The organism is [Clostridium] symbiosum ATCC 14940 (genome assembly GCF_000466485.1).
GTDB lineage: Bacteria > Bacillota > Clostridia > Lachnospirales > Lachnospiraceae > Otoolea > Otoolea symbiosa.
Genome location: NZ_KE992910.1, coordinates 1 through 26,499, shown reverse-complemented (window position 1 = coordinate 26,499; position 26,499 = coordinate 1). Strand labels below are relative to the sequence as shown.

Annotated in this window: 22 protein-coding genes; 19 read left to right on the top strand and 3 right to left on the bottom strand. The window is 49.1% G+C overall.

Features of this window, described 5'->3' with window-relative positions; all coding sequences use genetic code 11:
* The first annotated feature begins 195 nt into the window (after positions 1-195).
* Both CLOSYM_RS10590 and CLOSYM_RS10585 read left to right on the top strand, forming a co-directional pair.
* Entirely contained in the window at positions 196-1,518 is a 1,323-nt protein-coding gene (locus CLOSYM_RS10590) for a Na+/H+ antiporter NhaC family protein (RefSeq protein ID WP_021642123.1), read from the top strand.
* 297 nt (positions 1,519-1,815) lie between these two features.
* Positions 1,816-2,802, top strand: a complete 987-nt coding sequence (locus tag CLOSYM_RS10585; protein ID WP_003507561.1) for a reverse transcriptase family protein — start codon at positions 1,816-1,818, stop codon at positions 2,800-2,802.
* A 47-nt stretch (positions 2,803-2,849) separates the two neighbouring features.
* Here CLOSYM_RS10585 and CLOSYM_RS10580 read toward each other — a convergent pair whose 3' ends face one another.
* Positions 2,850-3,758, bottom strand: a complete 909-nt coding sequence (locus tag CLOSYM_RS10580) for a LysR family transcriptional regulator (protein ID WP_242828669.1) — start codon at positions 3,756-3,758, stop codon at positions 2,850-2,852.
* Positions 3,759-4,115: 357 nt separating this feature from the next.
* Here CLOSYM_RS10580 and CLOSYM_RS10575 point away from each other — a divergent pair, with 357 nt between their 5' ends.
* From CLOSYM_RS10575 to CLOSYM_RS10505, 15 genes are all read left to right on the top strand, one after another.
* Positions 4,116-5,300 (top strand): Gfo/Idh/MocA family protein, encoded by a 1,185-nt coding sequence (locus CLOSYM_RS10575; protein ID WP_009298975.1) that lies wholly within the window; start codon positions 4,116-4,118, stop codon positions 5,298-5,300.
* Between the two features lie 371 nt (positions 5,301-5,671).
* On the top strand, positions 5,672-6,532 hold the full coding sequence (locus tag CLOSYM_RS10570; protein WP_044902354.1) for a phosphogluconate dehydrogenase C-terminal domain-containing protein: 861 nt from the start codon (positions 5,672-5,674) through the stop codon (positions 6,530-6,532).
* Positions 6,533-6,569: 37 nt separating this feature from the next.
* Positions 6,570-7,652, top strand: a complete 1,083-nt coding sequence (dctP, locus tag CLOSYM_RS10565; protein ID WP_009298973.1) for a TRAP transporter substrate-binding protein — start codon at positions 6,570-6,572, stop codon at positions 7,650-7,652.
* Positions 7,653-7,748: 96 nt separating this feature from the next.
* Positions 7,749-8,264: a TRAP transporter small permease gene (locus CLOSYM_RS10560; protein ID WP_009298972.1), complete on the top strand. Its 516-nt coding sequence runs from the start codon at positions 7,749-7,751 to the stop codon at positions 8,262-8,264.
* On the top strand, positions 8,261-9,556 hold the full coding sequence (locus tag CLOSYM_RS10555; protein WP_009298971.1) for a TRAP transporter large permease: 1,296 nt from the start codon (positions 8,261-8,263) through the stop codon (positions 9,554-9,556). Before CLOSYM_RS10560 ends, CLOSYM_RS10555 begins: the two co-directional genes overlap by 4 nt.
* Positions 9,549-10,502 (top strand): sugar phosphate isomerase/epimerase family protein, encoded by a 954-nt coding sequence (locus tag CLOSYM_RS10550; protein WP_021642119.1) that lies wholly within the window; start codon positions 9,549-9,551, stop codon positions 10,500-10,502. The genes CLOSYM_RS10555 and CLOSYM_RS10550 overlap by 8 nt, the downstream gene beginning before the upstream one ends.
* A 104-nt stretch (positions 10,503-10,606) precedes the next feature.
* Entirely contained in the window at positions 10,607-11,317 is a 711-nt protein-coding gene (locus tag CLOSYM_RS10545) for a FadR/GntR family transcriptional regulator (protein ID WP_021642118.1), read from the top strand.
* A 390-nt stretch (positions 11,318-11,707) separates the two neighbouring features.
* The gene (locus tag CLOSYM_RS10540; protein WP_003504558.1) at positions 11,708-12,625 is read left to right on the top strand and encodes an ABC transporter permease; all 918 of its coding nucleotides are present in this window, start codon (positions 11,708-11,710) and stop codon (positions 12,623-12,625) included.
* Positions 12,626-12,638: 13 nt separating this feature from the next.
* Complete coding sequence (locus CLOSYM_RS10535; protein WP_003504557.1) at positions 12,639-13,679, top strand: ABC transporter permease; 1,041 nt, start codon at positions 12,639-12,641, stop codon at positions 13,677-13,679.
* 12 nt (positions 13,680-13,691) lie between these two features.
* Complete coding sequence (locus CLOSYM_RS10530; RefSeq protein WP_003504556.1) at positions 13,692-14,696, top strand: ABC transporter ATP-binding protein; 1,005 nt, start codon at positions 13,692-13,694, stop codon at positions 14,694-14,696.
* Positions 14,696-15,754 carry an ABC transporter ATP-binding protein gene (locus tag CLOSYM_RS10525; RefSeq protein WP_003507559.1) on the top strand — a complete coding sequence of 353 codons (1,059 nt, stop codon included), beginning with the start codon at positions 14,696-14,698 and terminating at the stop codon, positions 15,752-15,754. The genes CLOSYM_RS10530 and CLOSYM_RS10525 overlap by 1 nt, the downstream gene beginning before the upstream one ends.
* A gap of 80 nt (positions 15,755-15,834) precedes the next feature.
* Complete coding sequence (locus CLOSYM_RS10520; protein WP_003507558.1) at positions 15,835-17,550, top strand: peptide ABC transporter substrate-binding protein; 1,716 nt, start codon at positions 15,835-15,837, stop codon at positions 17,548-17,550.
* Between the two features lie 88 nt (positions 17,551-17,638).
* On the top strand, positions 17,639-18,028 hold the full coding sequence (locus tag CLOSYM_RS10515) for a DUF134 domain-containing protein (RefSeq protein WP_003504553.1): 390 nt from the start codon (positions 17,639-17,641) through the stop codon (positions 18,026-18,028).
* A 91-nt stretch (positions 18,029-18,119) separates the two neighbouring features.
* Positions 18,120-18,530: a NifB/NifX family molybdenum-iron cluster-binding protein gene (locus CLOSYM_RS10510; protein WP_003504551.1), complete on the top strand. Its 411-nt coding sequence runs from the start codon at positions 18,120-18,122 to the stop codon at positions 18,528-18,530.
* Positions 18,531-18,809: 279 nt separating this feature from the next.
* Entirely contained in the window at positions 18,810-21,455 is a 2,646-nt protein-coding gene (locus CLOSYM_RS10505; protein WP_021642115.1) for a cation-translocating P-type ATPase, read from the top strand.
* Between the two features lie 27 nt (positions 21,456-21,482).
* On the opposite strand, the gene CLOSYM_RS10500 is transcribed toward CLOSYM_RS10505, so the two are convergent.
* The gene (locus CLOSYM_RS10500; RefSeq protein ID WP_003504548.1) at positions 21,483-22,118 is read right to left on the bottom strand and encodes a manganese efflux pump; all 636 of its coding nucleotides are present in this window, start codon (positions 22,116-22,118) and stop codon (positions 21,483-21,485) included.
* A 227-nt stretch (positions 22,119-22,345) separates the two neighbouring features.
* Here CLOSYM_RS10500 and CLOSYM_RS10495 point away from each other — a divergent pair, with 227 nt between their 5' ends.
* Both CLOSYM_RS10495 and CLOSYM_RS10490 read left to right on the top strand, forming a co-directional pair.
* A complete protein-coding gene (locus CLOSYM_RS10495; protein WP_021642113.1) occupies positions 22,346-25,159 on the top strand; it encodes a transglycosylase domain-containing protein in 2,814 nt (937 codons plus the stop codon).
* Positions 25,160-25,173: 14 nt separating this feature from the next.
* Positions 25,174-25,560 carry a metal-dependent transcriptional regulator gene (locus CLOSYM_RS10490; RefSeq protein WP_003504544.1) on the top strand — a complete coding sequence of 129 codons (387 nt, stop codon included), beginning with the start codon at positions 25,174-25,176 and terminating at the stop codon, positions 25,558-25,560.
* Between the two features lie 113 nt (positions 25,561-25,673).
* On the opposite strand, the gene CLOSYM_RS22430 is transcribed toward CLOSYM_RS10490, so the two are convergent.
* A complete protein-coding gene (locus CLOSYM_RS22430) occupies positions 25,674-26,363 on the bottom strand; it encodes a DUF4397 domain-containing protein (protein ID WP_021642112.1) in 690 nt (229 codons plus the stop codon).
* Positions 26,364-26,499: the final 136 nt, after the last annotated feature.

Sequence of the window (26,499 nt, the reverse complement as noted above, 5' to 3'; positions counted from 1 at the left end):
ACACGGTGCTGGTGACGGCGGCGGTAGCAATGGAAATTCCGATGGTCCATAAAGTGGATCCGGAATTCTTCAGTGAAATCAAGGACGGGGACCTTGTAACTCTCGACGCGGTAAATGGGGTCATTAGAGTCGGGGCAAAATAAACTTAAAACTTATGGGGCAGGCTCTTATGGGCCTGGTATTAGGAGGGGAACTATGTTAGATATTATCAGAAATCCAGTCGTTATTTCTGTCATACTGATGTGTGTGCTTTGCCTGTTAAAGCTGAATGTTCTGTTAGTCCTTATCATTTCATCCATGGTGGGAGGGATTGCTGCCGGGATGCCGATTGATCAAACTATGACTATATTCATGAATGGGATGGCCGGAAACTCAGAGACAGCATTGTCATATATCCTTTTGGGGGCTATCGCAGTAGGAATTGCAAAAACGGGGTTAATGTCAATTTTATCGGATGGGATGCAGCGTGTTTTTGAGGGAAAAAAATTTTTGTTTATCGCTGTCATTGCAGGTATCTCCAGTTTGTCCGGTACAATAATTCCTGTCAATATTGCTTTTATGCCGATTTTAATCCCGCCGCTTATCTATATGATGAATCGTATGAAGATTGACAGGCGAGCAGTTGCCTGTGCACTCTGCTGGGGGAACAGAGCGCCATATCTGTTTCTGCCTGTGGGGTACGGATTGATTTTCCATCATCTGATTGCCGGCAATATGACGAAATACGGAATGCCGATGGAGACAATGGAGATTTGGAAAGCAATGATATTTCCGGCCGGTATTGGAATGCTGCTTGGTCTGCTGTTTGCTGTTCTGGTGTTGTACAGAAAACCGAGGGAGTATAAGGAGATTATTATAGCGGGAGCTGATGCAGGAAATAAAGTGGAGGGAAAAAATGTTTTGAATAGGCGGCATATCGGCGCAATCCTTGCCGCTTTATCTACCTTTATTATTCAGCTGATTTTCAATTCTCTTGTAATAGGAGGCCTTGTAGGGCTGTTGATTATGGTGGTTACGGGCTGCTTTAAATATTCGGAGCTTGACGAAACTATTAACAGCGGAATAGCAATGATTGGCTGGATTTCTTTTATTATGTTAGCGGCCAGCGGCTTTTCCGAGGTGATTGTGGCAACGCACGGAATCGAAAATTTGGTTGCAGTTTCTGCAAATGTGCTGTCTGCATCGAAATTTATAGCGTCCGCCGTGCTGATTCTGATTGGTTTCACTATCGTTATGGGAACCGGAACCTGCTTCGGAACCGTTCCCATCCTCTCTGCCATCTATGTGCCTATGTGTATGACACTTGGTTATACTGCCCTGGGCACGGCGAGTCTGATCGGGGTGGCGGCAGCGGTTGGTGACGTGTGTTCTCCGGCATCTGACGGGACATTGGGACCGACATCAGGGCTGAATCCGGATGGACAACACGATCATATATGGGACTCGACCGTTCCGGCGGTGCTTGTATTCTCCCTGCCTTTATTTGTGATAGGCGTTGTGACTTCGGCAGTTTTATAATTAATAACCGGCAGTTCATACTTTTTTCTTGCAATCCGGAGCAGATATGCTAGTATAGTGATATTGGCATTACATCAAACAGCAGGAACCATAGCGCAGCCAAAGCATCCGCTTTGGGCCGGCGGCGAGTCGCCGCCGGCGGTTATCAAAGTCAGACGCAGGCAGGGCCTGCAGACTTCAATTTGCTGCAAGGTACGCCGCACACTTTGTGTGCTTTCTGTGGCTTTGCCACAGTCCGGTACATCTTCGCATATTGAAGAATCTTTTTAAGTATGGTTCCTGCATGGGAGAGATTGTATGGAAAATACAGGACTATGGAAATATTGTACGCCGGAGCAGAGCAGGGAATTTCTCTTATCATTGCGTCTGCTTGGCAGGACTGACAGGGAGGACGGGGAGCAGCTGGCCTGCCTTTATGCTGTCAGTAATCATATAGAAAAGCATTATCATCCGGCTGAGATCAGGAAGAGGGATGGGAGCATCCGCCGTCTTCTGGTACCCGATCCTCTTTTAAAAAAGATTCAGCGCAATATCCTGCACAATATTCTTGATCAGATGCCGGTCTCCCCATATGCAACGGCATACCATAAGGGGGCGGGAATACGGCTCAATGCCCGGCCGCACAGCGGGGCTAAGCTGCTTCTGAAGCTGGATATTAAAGATTTTTTTGAAAATATCCTGTTCAGTCAGGTATATCAACAGGCATTTCCAACCATCTATTTTCCGCCGTCGGTGGGAACGATTCTGACTTATCTGTGCTGTTACCGTGATTATCTGCCCCAGGGAGCGCCGACATCCGCCGCAATATCCAATCTTGTAATGAAGCCGTTTGACACATATATGGGAGCCTGGTGCGGGGAGAAGGGGATCCGCTACAGCCGGTATTGCGACGATATGTCATTTTCAGGTGAGTTCGATGCAGATACAGTGATACGCAAAGCCGGCGGATTTCTAAAGGCTATGGGATTTGAGCTGAATACGAAGAAAACAAAGGCGGTATCCTGTCATCAGAGACAGGAGGTTACGGGGATTGTGGTAAACCAGAAGCCCCAGCTATCGAAGGAGTACCGGAGGCGGCTTCGGCAGGAGCTTCATTATTGCGGGCGTTTTGGACTTCGTTCTCATCTGGAAGCAATTCATGATACCAGATTTCTGCCCCTTGGGGAAGCCGGAATCCAGAGGTACAGGATGTCGCTGCTTGGGAAAATTAACCATATCCTGTATGTTAATCCGGAGGATGCCTGGTTTTTGAATGCACGGCAAATAGTAAGAACACTGCGGTGACGGCTGTGACGAACGCCTGAATACTCCGGATGCGCCTTTTCGTACGGTTAAATATGGAAAGGCATCTGCTTCAGCGCCCCGCTTTGTACGGCGTCATTCAGCATAAAACGGCAGAAATCGCGTGCATGGACGGAGAGCGGGCGGGTGCGCGATACCGCCAGATAGAATTCACGGTAGGCACAGGAGTCACTGATGGGAACCCATACGATACCGCAGGCCTCCAGTTGTGGATCGTAGGGAAGAACGGACAGGCCAAAGCCGCAGGCGACCAGATTGGCGATGGAGCGATCCTCCCACATACGGCAGGCGATGATGGGATCCAAGCCCTGAGAATGGAGCAGGTTTTCGATATAGTGAGTCTTATCGACTGAAAAAATCATTGGGTACCGGCTGATTTCCTGGAGTGACGCCTGCTCTCTGCGGGCCAGAGCATGTCCCGGAGGAGCCAGCAGGAGAAGCGGGCAGCGGACCACCGGGTAAAGCAGGATCTCAGGCTGATCCTCCATATAGGAACATAGACCAAGTTCACTGATACCTTCCCGCACATCGGTTAAAATGGCCGGGGTGTTGGACTGCCGGAACTGGAAGGTCAGTTCATCCTGATTTCGTCCGGCCATGTAGGCGCGCAATATGCGGGGGAGATAAATGTTGGAGGTTGCATAGTTCAGCGACATTTCGATTACGCCTTTCCGGGGATCGGTCATATCCCGGAGATGAGCGGCACCGGTGTCAATTTCATGTATGGCGGTAAAAATATGTTCTGCAAAAACACGTCCGAAACGGTTCAAGACCACATTCCGGCCCTGTTTTTCAAAGAGAGGAGCGCCAAGTTCAAGCTCCAGGGAACTGATTGAGCGGCTGAGAGCCGGCTGGCTGATTCCCAGCAGCTCGGCAGAACGCTGATAGTGCTGGGTTCGGGCCAGATTCTCGAAATGCTGTAATTGACGAAGAGTCATAATATGCTGCAGGCAGAAAGCCTGTCCTCCTTTCATGCGCAATATAAATTATAGGAAACGTCATAAATCTTTTCCTTATGACGTTTCCTGTGCCGATTTTTGCTGCGTGTAAACGCAGAAGCTTCCTTGCAAAAATCGTGTACATCCCCCCGGAGGCTTATAGTAAACGGCAATTTTTTTGTCGTTTACTATAAATACATAACTGAAATGTTATGAATAAAGGCGGGGAACGCAATTGTTCCACCTCCCGTCCTGTGCTATCTTAATAATATCAAAGGTTAATAAAAACAGCAAGAAAAAGACGAAAACCTTATTTTATTAAGAGAGGTATTTATCAGCTGACAGGAGGGAAAAGTTATGAGTTGTGGTCAAACAAAAACTGTAGTAATTGGAACCGTAGGTGCGGGCTACGCCGCCTATCTGCATGGTAACGGCTACGAGAAGGTGAACGGCGTTTCTGTCCGGCTAAAGACTGTCTGTGATCTGAATCTCCCGCTTGCGGAAAAGGTGAAGGAGCGCTACGGCTATGAACAGGCGGTCAGCGATTACCGTCTGCTGTTGGAGGATCCTGAAATTGAAGTGATTGATATCGTACTTCCGCCTTTTTTGCATACATCCATCGCTATCGAGGCCATGGAGGCAGGCAAGCATGTTATCTGCGAAAAGCCTCTGACCGGATACTTCGGCCGGCCGGGACAGGAGAATATCGGAGTTACGGTACCGAAGAGTGAGATGCTTAGCCAGTGCCTGGCCGAGATGGACCGCCTGAAAGAGGTGGTGGAAAAGACCGGTAAGAAGTTCATGTATGCAGAAAACTTCGTTTATGCCACACCGGTGCAGAAGGCCGCTGAGATCATCCGGGCTAAAAAGACAAAGCTGCTTTTTATGAAGGGCGAGGAGAGCCTGAAAGGCTCCAGCAGTCCGGTGGCAGGCAAATGGAATAAGACGGGCGGCGGCACTCTGATGCGTACCGGAACCCATCCGATGGGCGGTATGCTCTGGCTCAAGCAGCAGGAGGCCGCGGCCCGAAATGAGGAGATCACGGTTCAGAGCGTGAGCTGTGACGTGGGCTGTGCCACCCGGTGCCTGACTGGGGATGAACACCGCCATATTGCGGCACAGCCCGAAGATGTGGAGGATTACGGTGTAATCAGCGTGACGTTCTCCGATGGGACGAAAGCTTTGTGTATAGCCAGCGATACCGTTCTCGGAGGCACGAAAAACTACATAGAGATCTATGGAAATAACACTGCTTTAAATTGCAATATCACTCCTACCGATCTGTTGAATACCTATTTCCTGGACGAAGACGGACTTGAGGATGTGGAAATATCCGAGATGCTTCCGGCTAAGCTGGGATGGAACAAAGCGTTTGTGAACGATGAAATTATCCGGGGCTACATGGGCGAACTCCAGGATTTCATGGAGGCTGTGGCTTATGACCGCGCCCCGGCTTCCGGATTCAGCCTGGCTTATGAAACCACCAAGGTTATCTATGCCGCCTACCAGTCCGCCGAAGAGGGAAGAAGAATTGATTTCTGATGCATAAACGGCCAAAAAAGAAGAAATGACGGAGCGTTATCAAAGCGCAGCCGGCAAACAGCATGATAAACAGATGCTGCTTGCCGGCTGCGCTTTTTATCATACGAGGAAATATTCCTATAGTATAAAATCCCCTACGTTTCTTTAAAGATATGATGTTTATTCTAATAGGGCTGCATAAAATAAAAGTTTAGAGTATAAATTAAACAAAAAATATAAAAAAACAGACATTTTATAGTTGACAAATGCTAATTAATTCTATATGCTAAAGATATAAACATAAGATGTTTGCCGTTGAAAGTTTAACTGCCGGCGTTAAACAGGGCGAAACATCGGATGATTCAAATGAGACAAGACAGGGAGAGTATACGATGAAGAAAAAACTGATTGTTATTGGTGCGGGCGGGAAAATGGGATTTCGTGTCAGCAGAAAATTATGGACGAGCGAAGAATATGAATCTTATTTTTGCGAAATCAGCGAGACCGGTATTGCAAGGCTCGAGGGACTGGGGATTCAAGATATCGCAGTGATGGAAACTGCGGTGCCTGAAATGGACATAGTATTACTGGCTGTTCCCGACATATTAATAGGAAAGCTTTCGCCTGAAATCATTCCTATTATGAAGCCGGGAGCCATGGTTGTAGGACTGGATCCGGCGGCGGCCTATGCCAACGTCATGCCTGTCCGTGATGATCTGGCGTATTTTGTGGTACATCCCCATCACCCGTATTTGTTCAATACTGAAGTGGATGAGAACGGGGAACCGGATCTGTTCGGAGGTATTGTCACCCAGGATTGTTCCTGCGCTGTTTACAAGGCGCCTGAGGGAAAAGAAGAGGAGTATTATGCCGAGGGAGAGAAGATCAGCCGGATTATTTTTGCTCCGGTGGGAAAGACATTCCGTATCACGGTTGAACAGATGGGAATGTGCGAGCCCGGGATGGTGGAATCCATCGGTGCTCCGATGATTTATGCAATCAAACTGGCCTATGACCGATTTGTGGAGCTTGGCGTTCCGAAGGACGCACTGTTTTCTTTTCTGATGGGGCATTTGAGAGTGCAGGTGGCAATTACGTTCGGGCTGATTGATGCCAAATTTTCAGATGGAGCGATTTTGGCACTGGAAAATTCAATGAATCAGATTTTCAGGGACGGCTGGCTGGATGAGATGGTCTCGGAGGAATATGTCACGAAGAGTATTCTCGATATAACGGCTGCGGCAGGCAGGTAACAGCAGGAAATGATAAAACAAAAGGAGAGGAGAACCAATGAAAAAAACGATTAGCTTATTGTTATGCGCAGCAATGACGGCTGGAGTATTAAGCGGATGCGGACAGAAAGACACTGCGTCTGAAACCGTCCGGACTGAAAATCAGGAGCAGGAAAACACGAATGGTGCAGCGGGTCAGGCGCCGAAGGCAGAGGAACCGGCAGACAACAAAGATGCGGCTGTGATACGCTGTGGAATTACCGTATCCCAGAATTCCCTTCCGGCCGAAGCTCTGGAAGTGTTTAACGAGAGCCTGAAGAAGGCAACGGACGGGACCGTGAGGCTGGAAGTGTTTTATGACGGAACGATGGGAAACGAGAGAGATGTCATCGAAGGCGTTTCTATGGGTACAATAGAGATGTATGCCGGCTCGACGGCTCCTCTTGCCAACTTTGTGGATGATTTTAATATCTGGGATCTTCCATATATGGTGGATATGAATAAACTGGAAGATGCCTATGCGATTATGGATGGAGCCATTGGACAGAAAATGCTGGACAGCCTCTCTTCAATCGGTACAAAAGGCCTTGCCATCAGCCATCAGGGATTCCGCTGTATGCTGAACGGAAAAAAAGAAGTGACAAAACCGGCTGATGCTAAAAACCTGGTAATCCGCACCATGGAAAACGACATTCATCTTGAATTCTACCGTGAGATCGGGGCGAATCCGGTTGCGATGGCTTCCACAGAGGCTTTTACTGCGCTGGCGCAGGGGACCATCGACGGGATGGATAATATTCTAGATGCCTTCTACACCCAGGGAGCATTTGAATCTGCCAAGTACCTGACCATGACAGGCCACATTATTTCCGGATATGTATTCCTGATCAACGAAGATGTGTTTAACTCTCTGACGGAGCAGCAGCAGGCGGCCGTACAGCAGGCCGGTAAAGATGCAGCCGTATTTATGCGAAACAGGGCAATGGAAAAAATGGATGAGATTGCAGAGATCGCTCGGGATGAATATGGTGTAACAGTTACCCAGGTTGACACCCAGGAATGGAAGGATGCTTCCGCTAAAGTGGCTGAAAAGTATAAAGGTGGGATAGATACCGAATACTGGAACGCTTTTTATGAATAGGAGCCATCCTGATCACAGCAGGAACGCAGCATCTTAAACCAGAAGGACCGGTGAAAGGCATGTTAAACATGTCTTTCACCGTTACAGGAGAATGATATGAAAGAATTTCTTCAGAAAATTGCAGGCGCGCTTGCAAAAACAGAAAAAACATTGATTATAATCCTTCTTCCGATTATGTGTATCATAATTCTTCTCAATACACTTGCACGTATTACCGGTTTATTTACCGCTCAGTTGATATGGGCGGAAGAATTTGCCCGTTATCTGATGATCTGGATGGCTTTTATAGGAGCCGCGCTGGTGATGCAGGAAGATGGACATTACAAGATGACGGCGGTTGTTGATGCACTGCCTGCAAGCATCAGAGGGATTGTCAGGGGATGTGCCGTCCTGGCGACCGTTGCGTTTATGCTGATACTGGCAAAGGTCGGTGTGGAATGCTGTATGAAGATTGCGGCCATGGGGCAGAAGTCTCCGACTCTGAAAATCCCGATGTGGATTGCGTATGCATCGATCCCGGCAGGAATGATTTTAGGAGTGGTGCAGGCTGTTCTGCGAGAGTCAATCCGGTTGGTATCAGGAAAGGATGAGAAGGGGGGAGAGGCAAAATGATTATGGCTGTATTGTTTGCCGTTTTATTTGGGGCAATCTTCTTTGGCATTCCAATTTGTTTTTCCCTTGCAATGTCATCCTGGGCCGCGCTCAGTATTTTTGAGCCGAACACCAATATGGTAGTTCTGGCACAGCGGATTTTCACCCAGGCTGATAATTATGTATTTATGGCAGTACCGTTTTTCATGCTGGCGGGGGAACTGATGCTGAAGGGAGGTATTTCAAAAAGGCTGGTGCAGTTCGTCAAAGCAGCGCTTTGGTGGCTGCCTGCCAATCTGGCCTGTATCACAACGGTGGCATCCATGTTTTTCGGTGCAATTTCCGGATCGAATCCGGCGACTGTTTCTGCTATCGGAGGGATGATGTGCCCGGAACTGAAAAAGGACGGTTATCCGGACGATGTGGCAGGAGCGATTGCGGCTGCCTCGGGAACACTTGGCGTAATCATTCCGCCCTCCATTCCGATGGTGGTTTTCGGAATTGCAGCCTCGGTATCTGTCACGGATTTATTCATTGGGGGTGTGGTCCCCGGAATCCTGCTGGCTTTGATTCTTTGTCTGACCTCAATGTGGATTATGAGGAAGGACAAGCGTGACAAATATGCGGTCAGGGCAGAGATGGAGGCTCAGGGAATAACCGGTTTCAAAGCTTTTAAAGAGGCTCTCGGAGCATTGATGATGCCGGTAATTATTCTGGGAGGTATTTACGGCGGTATCTTTACTCCGACGGAGGCCGGCGTAGTGTCCGTGTTCTATGCATTTATTATCAGCAGATATGTTTATAAGGAACTGAGCTGGAAGGAGCTTGGCAATTGTATCGAACGGGCCGGTATCAGTACGGGAACGATTCTGATTGTCTGCGCCTGTTCGGCTCCGTTTGCCTGGTTTATGACGAGTCAGGGAATCCCGGGAATTATTTCCACAGCAATCATCAGCACGGTTGAGAGCCGAATTATGATCCTTCTGGCAATTAACATGATCCTGCTTATTCTGGGATGCTTTCTGGATACCAGCGTTATTATTCTTCTGACGACGCCGATTCTGCTTCCCATTGCGAATGCGGCGGGAATCAGCCCGCTGGTTCTGGGAATCATTATGGTAATCAATACATCTGTCGGAATGATTACTCCGCCGATGGCGGTAAACCTCTATATTGCATCCAGAGTCTCGGGCAGCAGGATAGAAAATATTTGTAAGAAGATAGTGCCGTTCCTGATAGTGGAGATTATCTTTGTAATCCTAATCAGCAATTTCCCGCAGATTATTACGTGGCTGCCGGAGCTGATTGGGTAACGATGAAGGCATGCCGGGAGACAGGGCAAAAAGACAGTGGAAAAGAAGGAGAGGAAAAGAGACGTTGAAAGAAAAGACAGTAGAAAAGAAGAGAAGGACACAACTGGGAATCGGCTCCTGGACTTATCCCTATCACTGCGGACTGGGAGGCCTGATCAGACCGGAGCTGGCCGTAAAGCAGGCAATGCCGCCCTGTGAACTGATTGAGAAGGCGAAGAAATATAATCTTCATTATGTACAAATCTGCGAGAACAGTCCGTTAGCTCACTGCCTGCCGCAGGAGCTTGCGGATATACGCAGGAAAGCTGAGGAGAACGGGATAAAGCTGGAAGTGGGAATGAGAGGGGCGGCAAGAGGAAATCTGTTAAGAATGATTGCTATTGCAGAAAAACTGGATGCAAAGCTGCTGCGCTGTGTGATCGATGACAATGGTTATGAGCCGGATCTGGAAGAGATTATAATAACGCTGAAAAGTGTCCTTCCGGTCCTGGAGGAGAAAGATATCGTTCTGGGAATAGAGAACCATGACCGGTTTAAGGCAGAGGAATTTGCCTATATAATGGAACGGCTGGACAGCCGCCGCTATGGAATTGTCTTAGATACCACCAATTCCCTGTCACAGGAGGAAACGGTGGAAGAGGTTCTGAATTGGCTGGCAAAGTATACGGTTTGTCTTCATTTTAAGGATTACACGATAGTCAGGAGTCCGGGCAGTGTTGGGCTGCAGATAGTGGGAACCCCGGTGGGACGGGGACGCCAGAAGGTGGAAATGATTCTGGAGAGGCTCGGTAAGGAAGCGCAGCAGGATTTCAGCACGATCATTGAATTCTGGATGCCGTCTGAAGATAACCTGGATAAAACCCTGAAAAAGGAGGAGGAGTGGGCAGAGGAGTCCATCCTGTATCTGAAGAAGCTATTCGGGGAGACGGGCCTGACCGGCAGTTAGCCGGGCCGTGAATAGTAACGCTGTCGGAGACGGAGCTGAAAATATTGCATATTAAGCTAAAACAGGATATAATGAGACCATTAAATTAGGAGTAAAAGGTAAAAGTGGAAAAATCAGGATCATATGTAAACCAAATTGTTGCTGCCGTTAAAAAAATGATAATCAATAAAGAACTGAAGGTGGGAGACAGGCTGCCGACAGAACCGGAACTGAGTAAAAAATTCAACAAAAGCCGGGGCTGCGTGAGGGAAGCGATCAAAATTCTGGAATCATACGGAATTTTGGAGGTGCGCCAGGGCGACGGTACGTATGTATGCGCGTCTGCGGGCGCCGGAATGTTTGACGCCCTGTTTTTCCAGATCATTTCCCAGGGTTCGGATTTTGTCGAATTACAGAGTCTGAGAGAGATTCTCGAAGTCGGGATTATTAAACAGGCAATAAGCGCCGCTACGGAAAGTGACATCGAACGGATATGCCTGGTGGAAAATGAGCTTCACCAGGCCATAGAAGAGAATAAAGAGCTGGAAATCCTGGTGGATCTTGATATGAAGTTTCACCGTACTATTACGGAGATAACAAAAAACCGTGTATTACAGGAGGTTTACAGGAACCTGATAGAGATATTCAGGCCTTACATACTGAACTCCTATGAGCAGCAAAGCTATGAAAATCATTTTTCCGTACTGCTGCACCATGAATTGTTTATCCAGGCGATTAGGGAAAAGGATCACCACCTGGGATATATTGCCGTGAAATATTCCATGAACGATTGGAGCCGTCTTCAGGGAATCATGGAGGAATCAGCAAATATTTAACAGGAAAGAAGCGGAAATGACAGGAAAGAAGCGGAAATGGCAGGAAAAATTTCCGCTTTTTTTCGTGTAAAAAAACTGGGAAACGTATTGCCATTTCGTCAATTACTATGGTATACTATGAAACGTGACTAAAAATGAATTTTTATGGTCCTTTTATGGTCAATGCTGCGGCAATGAACATAAAAGCCGGGACATAATGTCTAGATAGCGGGATAACGGCAAACAGAAAATCCCATGGAATACCACCATGGGATTTTATTTTATCGTTTGAATGTCCGCAGTAGATTGACAAATGTGTTTATAGTGTCCATTATTTCCAAAAACCGGAAAATGATAGATGGAAATTTAGGACAAAATTCGGCATGGTCACATACAGAAAGGAGAGGTATCATGGCAAAATATATTGCAAAGCGAATCGGTCTGGCAATTGTTACCTGCTGGCTTGTCGCAACTCTTACATTTTTCCTGATGAACCTGGTACCGGGCGGTCCGTTTATGGCTGAGAAGGCCCTCACACCCCAGGCCCAGCAGGCAATGATGGAAAAATACGGGCTGGACAAACCACTGCCGGAACAATATACCATTTATATGGGGAAGGTGCTTCACGGCGACCTTGGCCCGAGTGTAAAACAGAGAGGACGTACGGTTAATTCCATCATTGAGACAAAATTCCCGGTTTCGGCAAAGCTTGGAGGAATCTCCATCCTGATAGCCGTACTGGTGGGCGTCCCCCTTGGCAGCATTGCTGCATTTAAGAGGGGCAAGATGACGGATAATATCATTATCATATTCAGCACCTGCGGAATTGCGGTGCCCAGTTTTGTTATTTCCACGCTGTTAATGTATGTACTGTCATTCGAGCTGGAATGGCTGCCTACATACGGACTGACCTCGTGGCGGCATTATATCATGCCGGTGACGGCGCTGGCGCTGTATCCGGCTTCCTACATTTCACGTCTGATGCGTTCTTCCATGCTGGATGTCCTTGGACAGGACTACATGAGAACCGCCAGGGCGAAAGGCGTGGCATGGTTTTTCAGCGTGTTCAAGCACGCGCTCAGAAATGCCATTCTGCCAGTTGTTACTTATCTTGGGCCGCTGCTTGCGTACACGGTTACAGGAAGCTTTATTGTTGAGAAGATTTTCACAATCCCGGGCCTTGGTTCCGAATTTATCGGCGCCATCACAGGGCGTGACTATCCTCTGATTATGGGAACCACAATATTCCTTGCAACTTTGATTATTACGATGAACGTGGTCGTGGATATTTTATATACCATCATCGATCCGCGTATTAAACTGAAATAGGGAGGCACACAGGATGGACAAGAATAAATTATCATTTCAGATGAATGTCGAAGATTTCCTCCCGGCAGATGAAAGCGAGAAACAGAGCCTCGTTGTAATGAGAGAGAGCGTCGGATTCTGGAAGGACGGCATGCGCCGCCTGAAAAAGAATAAGATTGCCATGGTCAGCCTGATTGTCGTGCTGGTAATCTTCGTACTTTCTTTTGTTATACCGACGGTTTATCCATATAAATATGAACAGCAGATTAAAACGAGCGTAAACCTGGCGCCGATGCAGTATTCCGAGACGGAGCTGGCTCAGATTGAAGCGGGAGAGAAGGTATTCCCTCATATTCTGGGAACCGATAACCTGGGACGCGACTACGCAGTCCGCGTCATGATGGGAAGCCGGGTATCCCTGCTGGTCGGTCTGGTGGCGTCGGCCATCATTCTGCTGATTGGTTCTCTGTATGGCTCAATCTCCGGATTTTTCGGCGGATGGGTCGATATGGTGATGATGCGTATTGTCGATATCATATATACGGTTCCCGATGTTCTGATCATCATTCTGCTGGCTGCCGTGCTGAATTATCCGCTGAAGGATTTGTCGCAGAAGCCGGGATTTGAATGGATCGGTGTAATCGGTGTTAACCTGATCAGTATTTTTCTGGTATTCGCCCTTCTTTACTGGGTTGGTATGGCCCGTATCGTGCGAAGCCAGATCATGATTTTGAAAGAGCAGGAGTATGTAACGGCGGCCAGGGCTCTCGGCGCTTCCAGCGGCAGGATTATCAGAAAACATCTGTTAACAAACTGTATCGGTACATTAATCGTTACAACGACGCTGCAGATCCCGTCATCCATTTTTACGGAGAGTTTCTTAAGCTTCCTGGGACTGGGCGTTAATGCGCCGATGCCGTCCCTGGGCAGCCTTGCCAGCGCCGCTATTAACGGTCTTCAGAGCTATCCGCACCGCCTGTTTGCTCCGGCGATAATGATTTCTGTCATTATTCTGAGCTTTAACCTGTTAGGCGACGGACTGCGCGATGCCTTTGACCCTAAGATGAAGAACTAGGAGGAATAGAGAATGAGCGAATATTTAGTAGATATTAAGAATGAACGCCTCTCTTTCTTCACACCGGCCGGTGAGGTAAAGGCGTTAAATGATGTTTCCATCCATCTGAAGGAAGGGGAGGTCCTGGGTATCGTAGGAGAATCTGGCTCCGGTAAATCTGTTACCGCGTACAGCCTGATGGGACTGACCGCTTATCCCGGTAAATTGATAGGGGGAACCCTGGAATTCAACGGACACCGGATTGATGAGATGACTGAAAACCAGATGAGAAAGATCCGCGGTGAAGAGATTTCCATCATTTTCCAGGATCCGATGACAAGCCTGAATCCCGTATATACAATCGGGAACCAGATTTGTGAAATGATTCTTCTTCACACAAATAAATCGAAGCAGGAGGCGAGGGAGAGGGCAAAAGAGCTTCTGACCCTGGTAGGCATCAACGAGCCGGAGAAGAGGCTGAAGCAGTATCCCCATGAGCTTTCGGGCGGTATGCGCCAGCGTGTTATGATTGCCATTGCTCTGGCCTGCGAACCGAAGCTTCTGATTGCCGACGAGCCGACCACTGCCCTCGATGTTACCATCCAGGCCCAGATTCTGGAGCTGATGATGGAACTGAAGGAAAAACTCGGCATGGCGATTATCATGATTACACACGACCTCGGCGTTGTGGCCAGCATGTGTGACAGGATTGCCGTCATGTATGCCGGAAAAGTAGTTGAATATGGAACGACGGAGGATATCTTCTATAATCCGTCCCATGAATATACAAAGGGGCTTCTGAGAAGCATCCCGAAGCTGAACGAGAAAGAGCACAGCCGCCTTGTCCCGATTGAGGGAAGTCCGGTCGATATGCTGAATCCTCCGGCAGGATGTCCGTTCGCACCGAGATGTGATTCCTGTATGAAGATCTGCCTGCGCCAAATGCCGGAATATACCGACATTTCGGATGTTCATTACAGCGCCTGCTGGCTCCTTCAGAAGGCGGAATTTGAGAAAGCACAGGGAGGTAAGATTTGATGGAAGATAAGAAATTAGTCGAGGTCCAGAACCTGAAACAGTATTTCCCTGTTGCCGGCGGCAAGATGTTTGAAAAGAAAGTGGTAAAGGCGGTCGATAATGTCTCCTTCTTTCTTAATAAGGGAGAGACGCTCGGACTGGTAGGAGAGTCGGGCTGCGGAAAGACGACCACGGGCCGTTCCCTTCTGCGCCTCCATGAACCGACCAGCGGCCGGATCATCTATGATGGCGAGACAATATTTGACAGCGGCGACGTGCCGCTTTACGGGGAAGACGAAAAGCCCCGGACGGCCGATGGAAAACCGGTGTTCGGAAAAAAGACGGCGGTTAATATGCTGCCTTACCGCCGGAAAATGCAGATTGTATTCCAGGACCCATATGCGAGCCTGGATCCCCGTATGACGGTAGGTGATATTGTCGGTGAGGCAATTGATATCCATAAACTGGCGTCCGGCAAACAGGACAGGCAGGATAAGATTATTGAGATGCTGCGCCGCGTAGGGCTGAACTCCGAGCATGCAAACCGATATCCTCACGAGTTCTCAGGCGGCCAGAGGCAGCGTGTCGGCATTGCCCGTGCACTGGCTGTCGATCCGGAATTCATCGTGTGTGATGAGCCGGTTTCGGCTCTGGACGTATCTATCCAGGCACAGGTGGTCAATATGTTCGAAGAGCTTCAGGAGCAGATGGGCTTAACGTATCTCTTTATCGCCCATGACCTCTCAATTGTAAAGCACATTTCCAACCGAATCGGAGTTATGTACCTGGGAAATCTGGTGGAGCTGGCCGACAGCTATGAATTGACCTTCCACAGTGTGCATCCATATACAAGGAGCCTGATTTCCGCTATTCCGATTGCAGATCCGAGAACCAGCAGACAGTCTAAACGAATTGTATTAAGCGGTGATGTCCCAAGCCCGGTTAATCCGCCGTCCGGCTGCCGGTTCAGAACGAGATGTCCTTATGCCGATGAGAGATGTGCGGCAGAAACGCCGGCATGGCAGGAAGTGTCGAAGGGCCATTATGCGGCCTGCCATCACCTGGATCGGGTGAATTGACTTTGTCATTGATATGCACTTAGCCGGCTGCCTGCATCAGGCAGGCGGCCGGTTAAAATAAAAATCCAAAGGAGGATATTATGAAGAAAAAAGTAGCACTACTCGTAGCAGCAGCGATGCTTTCCACCACAGTTCTTGCAGGCTGCGGCGGCGGTTCCAAGGGAACCGATGAGAGCAAGGGAAGCGAACAGGGCACAACAACAGCAGCAGGTGAGACAGCGGGGGGCTTAGACCTTGCAGTCCAGATTGGACCGGATCCGGAGACACTTGACCCGGCCTTAAACTCCGCAATCGACGGAGCCAACATGATTATTCACGGATTTGAGACATTGCTCACCTTTGACGAGGAGAACAACGTTGTTCCGGGACAGGCGGAATCATTTGAGGTATCAGATGACGGTTTAACCTATACATTCCATCTGCGTGACGGATTAAAATGGAGCGACGGTTCCGATCTGACGGCTGAGGATTTTGTATATTCTTACAAACGTCTTGCAAATCCGCTGACAGCAGCTCCATATGCCTATGACATGCTCTGCATGGTGAAAGGCTATGATGCAATCCTGAATTTAGGAGAAGACGCAACAGAGGAAGAGACACTGGCAGCAGTGGATGGACTTGCCGTATCTGCTCCGGATGCAAAAACATTTGTTGTAGAGCTTGCAAACCCATGCGTATATTATGATAAAATTTCCGCTTTTGCCGTATTAAGCCCTGTAAAGAAAGACATCATTGAGGCAAACGGCGATCAGTGGGCAATCAACCCTGAAACATATGTAGGAAACGGCGCTCTGAGAATGAAAGAGTGGGTTCCGGGATCCTATATCCTTTACGAGAAAAACCCATACTACTGGGATGCTGAGAAAGTTACGGTCAATACGGTGAAATTTGTCCTGATGGAGGATGCAAATGCTTCCTACAGTGCATATAAGACAGGTGAGATCATGATGGCAAAAGATATTCCTTCCGAGGAAGTTCCAAGCCTGATGGGTACGGAAGATTTCCATATCGCTCCGATCATGGGAACCTACTACATCTCCTTCAACCTTCAGAAAGCACCGTTTGACAACGAGAAAGTGCGCGAAGCTTTAAGCCTTGCCATCGACCGTAAATACATTGCAGAGACAGTAACTCAGGGAACATATTCCCCGGCTACTAACTTTGTAGGCCCTGGCATCTCTGATGCCGCGCCGGGATCCTCCTTCGAGGAAGTGACCAGAGAAAACAACGGCGGCGACTTCTTTAACGTTGATAATTACGAAGCGGACCTCGAGAAGGCAAAACAGCTTCTTGCAGAAGCCGGCTATCCGGACGGACAGGGATTCCCGACGGTAGAGTACATGACAAATGATGCAAAATACCACAAACCAATCGCCGAGTATTTACAGAGCGCATGGAAAGAGCTTGGAATCAATACAGATATCAAGATCGTTGAGTGGTCCACATTCACACCGACACGCCGTAACGGTGACTTCGAGATTGCACGTAACGGCTGGGTATATGACTACGATGATCCTTCCAACATGATCAACCTGTTAGAGACAAACAACGGAAACAACGACGGTAAATACAGTAATCCTGAGTTTGACGCCCTGGTTGAAAAAGCGCGTACAACAGCAGACAAAGAAGAACACTACAAACTGCTTCATGAAGCAGAGAATATGCTGTTAGAGGATACGGCTATGGCACCTGTTGCCTATGAGAATGACTTCTGGGTACAGAGCCCGAAATTAAAGGGAACCTGGCATTCTCCATACGGATACTGGTACTTTATGTACGCAACAGTTGAAGAATAATCAGAAATTTTAAGTAATAGGGTACCGCAGAATGGCTGAGCGCTGTTCTGCGGTATTTTGTAAAAAGGAACGGTAGGAGGCGGTATGGATGGCGCGGCCGGTAAAACGAAGAAGGATTTGCTGTCTGCCGGAGGTAACGGAATTTATTCCGGGTGACGGGAAAGCGGAGGGCACGGTTACGATGACAATGGATGAGTTTGAAGCTGTCCGTCTGATTGACCGGCTGGGGCTGTCCCAGGAGGACTGTGCGGCTCAGATGAACGTCGCCAGGACTACGGTCCAGAATATTTATGATTCAGCCAGGAAAAAGCTGGCACAGGTGCTGGTGGACGGCAAAAGGCTCTGTATCAGCGGAGGCGCCTATGAACTCTGTCCCCATTCGGCCGGATGCTGTAAAAAGGAGTGCCGCCGAAGCGGGTGTGAAAATTGCTGTGAGAAGAAAAACAGGCAATGTGGTGACTGCACAAGTGATTATTGACATATGACAAAAACGAGAGTAGACTAAAGAAGTGCCGGTCTGCAGATGACAGTTTGCAAATCAGGTATAAAAATGTTTTTGGAGGTATGTAATGATGAAAATAGCGGTAACTTATGAGGACGGACAGGTTTTTCAGCATTTCGGCCATTGCGGGGAATTCAAGATTTATGAGACGGAAAAAGATACGGTGATATCCTCCCGGGTTTACAGTACAGGAGAGAGCGGACACGGGGCACTCGCAGGATTTTTGAAGGAGCATGGAGTGGACACCCTCATCTGCGGCGGTATCGGCGCCGGCGCACGGGCAGCACTTGATGAACTGGGAATCCGCCTTTATCCGGGTGTCACGGGAGCAGCGGATGAGAGTGTGGACAAGCTGCTTGCAGGCAGCCTGGATTATAATCCGGACACATCATGCAGTCATCATCACGAGGATGGACATGACTGCGGCAGCAATCACTGCAATGAAGATAAGCAGGGCTGTGCCGGGAACCATTCATAGGCAGGAACAGGCCCGGAGCTTCAGTTGTTTCAATGTTAACGGAAGGCCGGACCGAGGTCCGGAAAACAGGAGAGAGGGAAGGCCCGGATGCGGCCGGAGGTTCTCTCCTGTTTTTGTTGAAGGAGATGACCTATACACTCACAGGCCGGTGAGCCGTGAATCGTAACGGCAAGTTCTATTTTTTATTGTTTTGTCATATTGTTCCATAAGACGTAACAGTTCATGCTGTCAGAACTGCTGCTATAAGACAACCTGTCACAGGGAGGAAGGGAGAATAAGATGTACGAAAACAAAACAATAGAAGAAGTTTGCAGACAATTTGAATGCAATGGCCGGACAGGTCTTACTCAGGAAGAGGCCGGCACCCGGCTGGAACATTATGGAAAAAATATGCTGAGGGAGGCGAAGAAAAAAACACTGGCACAGAGATTTGCGGAACAGCTCTGTGATTCCCTGATTTTTGTCCTGTTTGCGGCGGCAGGAATTTCCATTATGCTTCATGAGTACAGTGACGCTGTGATTATACTGGCTGTGGTGGCAATGAATGCCGTGGTAGGGGTGATACAGGAGGGAAAGGCGGAAAAGGCGCTGGAATCCCTGAGAAAGATGACAAAGCTGGAAGCGGTTGTGATCCGTGGAGGCAGGGAGATGACAGTGCCCGCAGAGGAACTGGTGCCGGGGGATCTGGTGGTTCTGGATGCCGGACGTCAGGTGCCTGCCGATCTTCGTCTTGTTCAGGGGGCAAACCTGAAAATAGAGGAATCCGCCCTGACGGGGGAATCGGTACCTGTTTCAAAGAGCAGTACCTTTGTTGCCGCATCGGAGGTTCAGGTCGGGGACAGGAAGAATATGGCGTTCATGACTTCCTACGTAACGAACGGCAGGGGCTGCGGAATCGTAACGGCTACAGGCATGGCTACGGAAATCGGCAGGATTGCCGCGCTGATTCATGAGGCTCCGGAGGAGGAGACGCCGCTACAGAAACGACTTTCGGATTTGGGAAAGGTGCTGAGCCTTACGGCGGTATTTCTGTGCGCCCTGCTGTTTGTACTTGCAGTGGTGCAGAAAAGAGATGTGATGGAGATGCTCATCACGGCAATCTCCCTGGCCGTGGCGGCAGTGCCGGAAGGACTTCCGGCGGTAGTCACCATTGTACTGGCCCTCAGTGTGACGAGAATGGTAAAGGCGGGGACCATTGTAAGACGGCTTCCGTCGGTCGAGACATTGGGCGCTGTCAGTGTGGTGTGTTCCGATAAAACGGGAACGCTCACAAAAAATGAAATGACGGTAACGGCCTGCTATCTGGACGGAAGAATCAGGGAAGCCCCGGCGATTGAATATGGGAAAACAGGAAACCGGCTTCTGACCTGCTTCTGTCTGTGCAATGATGCGACGGAGGAAACGGGCGATCCGACGGAAATCTCGCTAATCCGGCTGGCCGGTACGGGCGGTATCAGGAAAGAGAGGGAAGAAAGGGAGAAACCCAGATATGCGGAACTTTCCTTTGATTCCGACCGGAAGATGATGACAACCCTCAACAGGGAAGGCAAGTCATATGTCTCTTATACAAAAGGCGCTCCGGACGAGGTCCTGAAACGCTGCACCTCTATTATGAAGGATGGAAAAGTGCAGCCCCTCGAAGGCAGGGACAGAAAGAAAATCCAGGAGGCCATAGAGACGATGTCGGGACGGGCCCTGCGTGTTCTGGCCGGAGCCATGGCGGAGGGGGTGACGAAGCCGACAGAGAAAAATCTTGTTTTCCTTGGAATGGCAGGAATGATTGATCCGCCGAGGGACGAGGCAAAAGCTGCTGTTGAAGCATTTAAAAGGGCGTCGGTAAGAACCGTGATGATAACAGGGGATCATGTGGACACGGCTTTCGCCATAGCAAGGCAGCTCGGTATTGCCGAGGAGAAGGGGCAGTGCATATCCGGCGCGGAGCTGGAGCGGATGGATGACGGGGAGCTGAAAAAACGGATACGGAATGCGGCTGTATTTGCCCGGGTGTCCCCGGATCATAAGGTAAGAATTGTCCGGGCGTTAAAATCCGACGGTAACATCACGGCTATGACCGGGGACGGCGTAAATGACGCTCCGTCGTTAAAGAGCGCCGATATCGGAATAGCAATGGGAAAGACGGGTACGGACGTGGCCAGGCAGGCATCGGATATGATACTGACGGATGATAATTTTGCAACAATCGAGAGGGCTATTGAAGAAGGAAGAGGAATTTATGAAAATATAAAGAAGTCGGTTATTTTTCTGCTTTCCTCCAATTTCGGGGAGATAGCCACTATGTTTGCAGCCATCGCGGCAGGTATCCCCTCGCCGCTGAAATCGAGTCATATTCTGTGGATTAATCTGATTACAGATTCACTCCCGGCCCTTGCTCTGGGGGTGGATAAAAATGACGGCAGCCTGCTCATGAAAAAACCGCCCAGAAAGCCGGGAGAGAGTCTGTTTGCAGGAGGAGGATGGTTCTATACGGTATTTTACGGACTGCTGATAGCAGCAATCAGCCTTGCGGCATTTTTCCGTGTACCCTGGGAAGTGGTGACCGGAAGAGGAGTTGAATTCTCTTTGACGGCTGTTTCCGCGGTTCTAAGGGAAGAAGCGGTGCTCTGCCGGGCGCAGACTTATGCGTTCACTGTGCTTGGATTATCGGAGCTTTTTCATGCCGTGGGGATGCGCAACGTGGAGGTATCAATTTTCAGAAGCGGACTCTTCACCAACCCGCTGATGGCTGTGGCATTTGCAGCCGGGCTCTGCCTGCAGTTTGCCGTTACGGAGATTCCGTTTTTAGTCGATGCCTTCAGAACGGCAGTCCTTTCACCGGGCGAGTGGGGGTTCCTGCTGCTGCTGGCGGCCGTCCCGCTGCTGGCGCATGAAGTAATTGCGTTGGTAAAAACCATAACAAAGAGATAGCATAGACAGCTTTGCGGCACAGCAGGGTCATAATAGCTTGCCTAGGGCTAATCCCATCAGCAGCAGGCCGCTGAGCCAGGATAAATCCAGACTGGAGCGCTTCGCCAGCGTCCGGCCGAGGAAGCTTCCGAGAAGAACTGCGGCGGTATTAAGTAAAAGGGACAGAAGGATGGTGAGGGGCAGATGAGTGACCATCATGCCTGCTCCAAATCCGGCCGCCGCGCTGTCTAAGGACAGGGCCAGGCCAAGGGACAGGGCTTCCACAGGTGAGAGGACGGCAATGTCTTCCCCGTTGGCAGCCGACGGATCAGCGTAAACCGTCAGGATGAAATTCAAATTAGAAATTGAAAAACAAACCTTGCGTTCAAAAAAATCTGATTTCCTGATGAATGATTTTATCGTGCTGTCAAAAAGCTTGATAAAACCAAGTGCAAAGAGAATCAGAAAACAGAGAACGGAGGTGGCCCTGGGAGGAATCAGCCCTCCGAACCATTTGCCCAGCAGAAGAAAGAGAACGAGAATCCCGGTGGACAGGGCTGTAATGACAGCTACTGAGGCAGCCGGGATTTTTACGCGGTCAGTTCCATAGACAAAGCTGGCGGCAAAGGCGTCCAGCGACAGAGCGGTAATGAGCAGAAAAAGCTGGGGAAAGGAGGTATTCATGGATAGTTCCTTCCAAAAATTACTGTTATTTTATACTATTCGTGAAAAAACAGGCGGTTACAGAAGTAAGTTTTGGAATTAATGGTTGTTCTTTAATGGGAAATCTCCTATAATAGTAGGAGACATACTCTGCCTGCGGCAGAAATATGTTACTGTTTGCGGCACGATTAAGGTATGGAAAGCCATAAACGGTAATAGAAATATACTGATGACAAAAGGGGTATGAAATGGAAGGTAGACAGGAAGGCATACTGGATGATACACAGGAATTGACAACAGAAAATATGCCGGAAAATCAACCGGGGGACCAGCCGGAAGCAGAACTGATGGGTCAGCCGGAGAAGACGCCGGAAAATACGGCTTCGAATGAACCGGAACAAGAATCCGAAGTATCGGCGGACGGCCGGGATGAGACGCCGGCAGAAAACCACGAAGCATCTTCCCTGGTAAGCCATACAGGAACCAATATGCAGAATGAACCGGAGGATGTCCGGGACCAAGAAGCGGACGAGCAGCTTCATCAGAGAAAGCCGAGAAGCAGAAAATCACAAAAACAGGAAAAGAAGCAGCAGAGAAAAGTGAAAAAAGCAGAAAAACAAAAGAAACCGGATAATTCAAAAGGTCTGTGGAAATACATCAAGATTATATTCAGATCAATGTTCAAGGTGCTGAAAGTTACATTCATGACACTTTTTATCATATGTGTCATTGCGCTGGTGGCAGTTCTGGGAATAGGGGCTTATAAGGTCTATCCGATGTATCTCGAGTATAAGACACAGGTGGAAGGGATTGTGGAGGCCAGCACGCCCGACACGTTCCGGCTGCAGGAGGCCAGCTTCATCTATGACGCGAACGGCGAGGTTCTTGCTAAGCTGACCGGCGATGAGGATTCCAGCTATCTGACCTATGATGAGATACCGGAGTATGCGGTGAACGCATTTATAGCCATAGAGGACAGGACATTTTGGGACAACTCGGGAATCGATATTAAAGGAATTTTTCGTGTCGCCATCAATTATTTCAAGACCGAGGGCGAAGAAAAGCATGGCGCCAGCACAATTACACAGCAGCTTGCCAGGAACCGGTTCCTGACCAGGGAAGTGTCGATTGAACGAAAGGCCAAGGAGATGCTGATTGCCATGGATCTGACGAAGAAGTATACCAAAAAACAGATCATGGAATTTTATATCAATGATATCAGCTTTGCCAATACGTATTACGGACTGCAGGCGGCAGCCAGGGGATACTTCGGCGTGGATGCAAATGATTTAAGCCTCAGCCAGATAGCATATCTGTGCGCGATCCCGAACTCACCGTCCTACTACAATCCTTACAAGCATCCGGAGAATGCCATTAAGAGAAGAGATAAAATCCTCGGTGATATGAAGGATATGGGATTTATTACCGAAAAAGAATATTCGCAGGCGCTTGAGGAAACCATCAATGTGCAGCGGATGAAGACGCCGATGAGGAATTATGAGACGACCTATGCCATCGATTGTGCGATCCGCTATCTGATGAGGATGGATGGATTTGATTTCAAGTATGGTTTCCAGGATAAGAGCGAATATCTGGAATACAAAGACAGGTATGAGGAAGTTTACAACCAGGAGCGGGATAATCTCTATACGGGAGGTTATACGATTTACACTTCCCTGGAACCGGACAAACAGAGAATTCTGCAGGAGTCGGTGGACAGTGTCCTGACATTCGACGAGGCGGTGGCCGAAAATGGAATTTTCGCTTTACAGGGCGCCGCAACTGTGATTGACAACAGCACCAACCGGGTCGTGGCTATCGTGGGCGGCCGCAGCCAGGATACGGATACGTATACGCTGAACCGCGCATTCCAGAGCTTCCGCCAGCCGGGCAGCACTATCAAACCGCTGATCGTTTACGCCCCGGCGCTGGAGAACGGTTACAAATCCACGACGATGGTGAAGAATATCAAGGTTCAGGATGCCAAACAGAAAGATGCTGTGGTGAAGGATCTGCCGGGAGATATGATGACACTGAGGACGGCGGTGGAGAAGAGCCGCAACGGCGTTGCATGGTATGTATACGATGATATAACACCTGAACTTGGAATGTCCTATCTGACACAGATGCGGTTTGACAATATTGTGCCTGATGATTACTATCCGGCTTCCGCCCTGGGCGGCTTCACCTACGGAGCGACGACGGAAGAGATGGCGGGCGCTTACTCGGCGCTGGCAGACAGCGGGCGCTATAAAGAACCGACCTGTATCGTTAAGATGCTCGATAACGAAGGCAACAATGTTTTCGAAGAGTATCCTGTCATTCAGGTATATCAGGAAAATACGGCCAACGTAATGACAGATATTTTAAAAGGCGTAATTTCCAGGGGAACGGCCGCCTCGATGGGCTGGAGAAGCAGCATTGAAGCAGCAGGAAAGACTGGAACCACCAACAGCAGTAAAGACGGATGGTTCTGCGGCATGACCCCGTATTATACGATTTCCGTATGGGTAGGCTACGACCAGCCGAAGATGCTGTCGAACCTTTACGGTGCCACTTATCCGGCTTCCATCTGGAAGAAGACTATGGAACAGCTGGTAGAGGGCTTAGAACCGGCATCCTTCACGGAGCCCGGTCCGGAAACCGGAATCGGTGACGGCAGCCAGTATCTGCCCGGCAGGGATGACGACGAGCTTCTCTCAGACGGATATACGGTAGGGGATTTCCGAAAGGATCACGCTCTGGCGGATGCGGCTCAGGAATTGATTGATCAGATGAGAAAATCAGGATCCGGAGCGAAAAAGCAGTTTAAGGCGGAAGCCCAGGCGCTGATTAACCAGATAACCGGAGATACATTGAGAAACAGGATGACGGGAATACTGAATTCATCCGGAAGCAACGGCACGGGAGCCCAGGCACCACCGCCTGTCCTGCCGCCTGCAGAGCTGCCTTCCCAGGAAGAAGCGCCCCCTGAGACAGTACCTTCCGGCCCGGGAAGCGATACCGGCAGTCCGGGGAAGCAGAATGTACCACAGGGACCTGCGGCGGAGATTATAGAGTAAGAGGAGAGGTTATTTTGAAGATACAACAGTCAGCAGAGGATTATCTGGAGACAATACTTGTTTTAAGCAGACGCAAACCGATGATACGTTCCATCGATATTGTCAATGAGCTGGGATTTTCCAAGCCAAGTGTCAGTATTGCAATGAAAAACCTGAGGGAAAACGGATATATTTCCATGGATCACGAGGGATATATCACTCTGGAGCCATCGGGACGTGAGATTGCGGAGACGATTTATGAGCGTCATACGATGCTGACCGAATTGCTGGTGGCTCTCGGTGTTAACAGGGAAACGGCGGTAGAAGATGCCTGCCGAATCGAACATGTCGTGAGTTCGGAAAGCTTTGCAGCGATAAAAAAGCATGTGACTGAAAAAACAAAAATGATGAAAAAGGACTAAAAGATAGTTATTTTAATGCAGGTGAAAACAGGCAGCCCCCCTGAAACAGCAGGAGGGCTGCCTGTTTTTGCCGATAAATGGCGGTGACAGAAGATAACCGGGATTCCTGGCTTTTATGAAGTCATTACCTGTACGGAGTAGCTGTTGGCTGTTCCGAGGATCGTCAGGGTATAGCTGTTGCCGCCGCGGAACTGTACACCGGTATCAATAATCGGAACACCAGGATTGGTTCTTCTGAATACCGTCAGCCTGTATACGCCTGGAATGATATGAAGGTATCTTGTGTAATTCATGTAATCCAGATTTGATACGACAAGGCGACCGTTTAAGTAAATGTCAAGAGGCTCACGAATAGCTGCCGCATTGTAGAAGCGGACATGGGCGATATCGGAAGTTGTTGAGAAAAATGGAGAGAGTGTTCCCCAGGTCCAGAGGATTCCGGTAGAAGAATTTGGCCAAATGATGTTTCCGGTGCAGTTGACACATCCCATATTAGAGTTAGAAGACGGGAGAGAAGGTGTCACAGGGCCAAGCGGACCGAACCCGGGAGTTGCCGGAACATTCATACCGCTGCTCGGAACGGTAGGCGTAACGGAGCCGGACGGGCCAAATCCGGGAGTGGCCGGAACATTCGAATCGGCTGGATTCGTTGGAACAGACGGTGTTACAGGACCTTCGGGACCGAAGCCGGGAGCCGCCGGTACATCATTGCTGTTTCCGGTTTCAGGAACAGATGGGGTAGCTGAAGTTTCTGTGTCATAACCGGGCATGGCGGCAGAATCATCGTAGTTGTAGGTTTCCATATATCTGATACCTCGCTTGCTTTTTATATATTATTATATGGGAGAAAGGGGAAGACGTTCATAAATGTTTAGTTAAGCAGGTGAGGACGCCGCCTACGGCCGGCGGACGGGGTGGTGGGATTGTTTTATGAGTCTT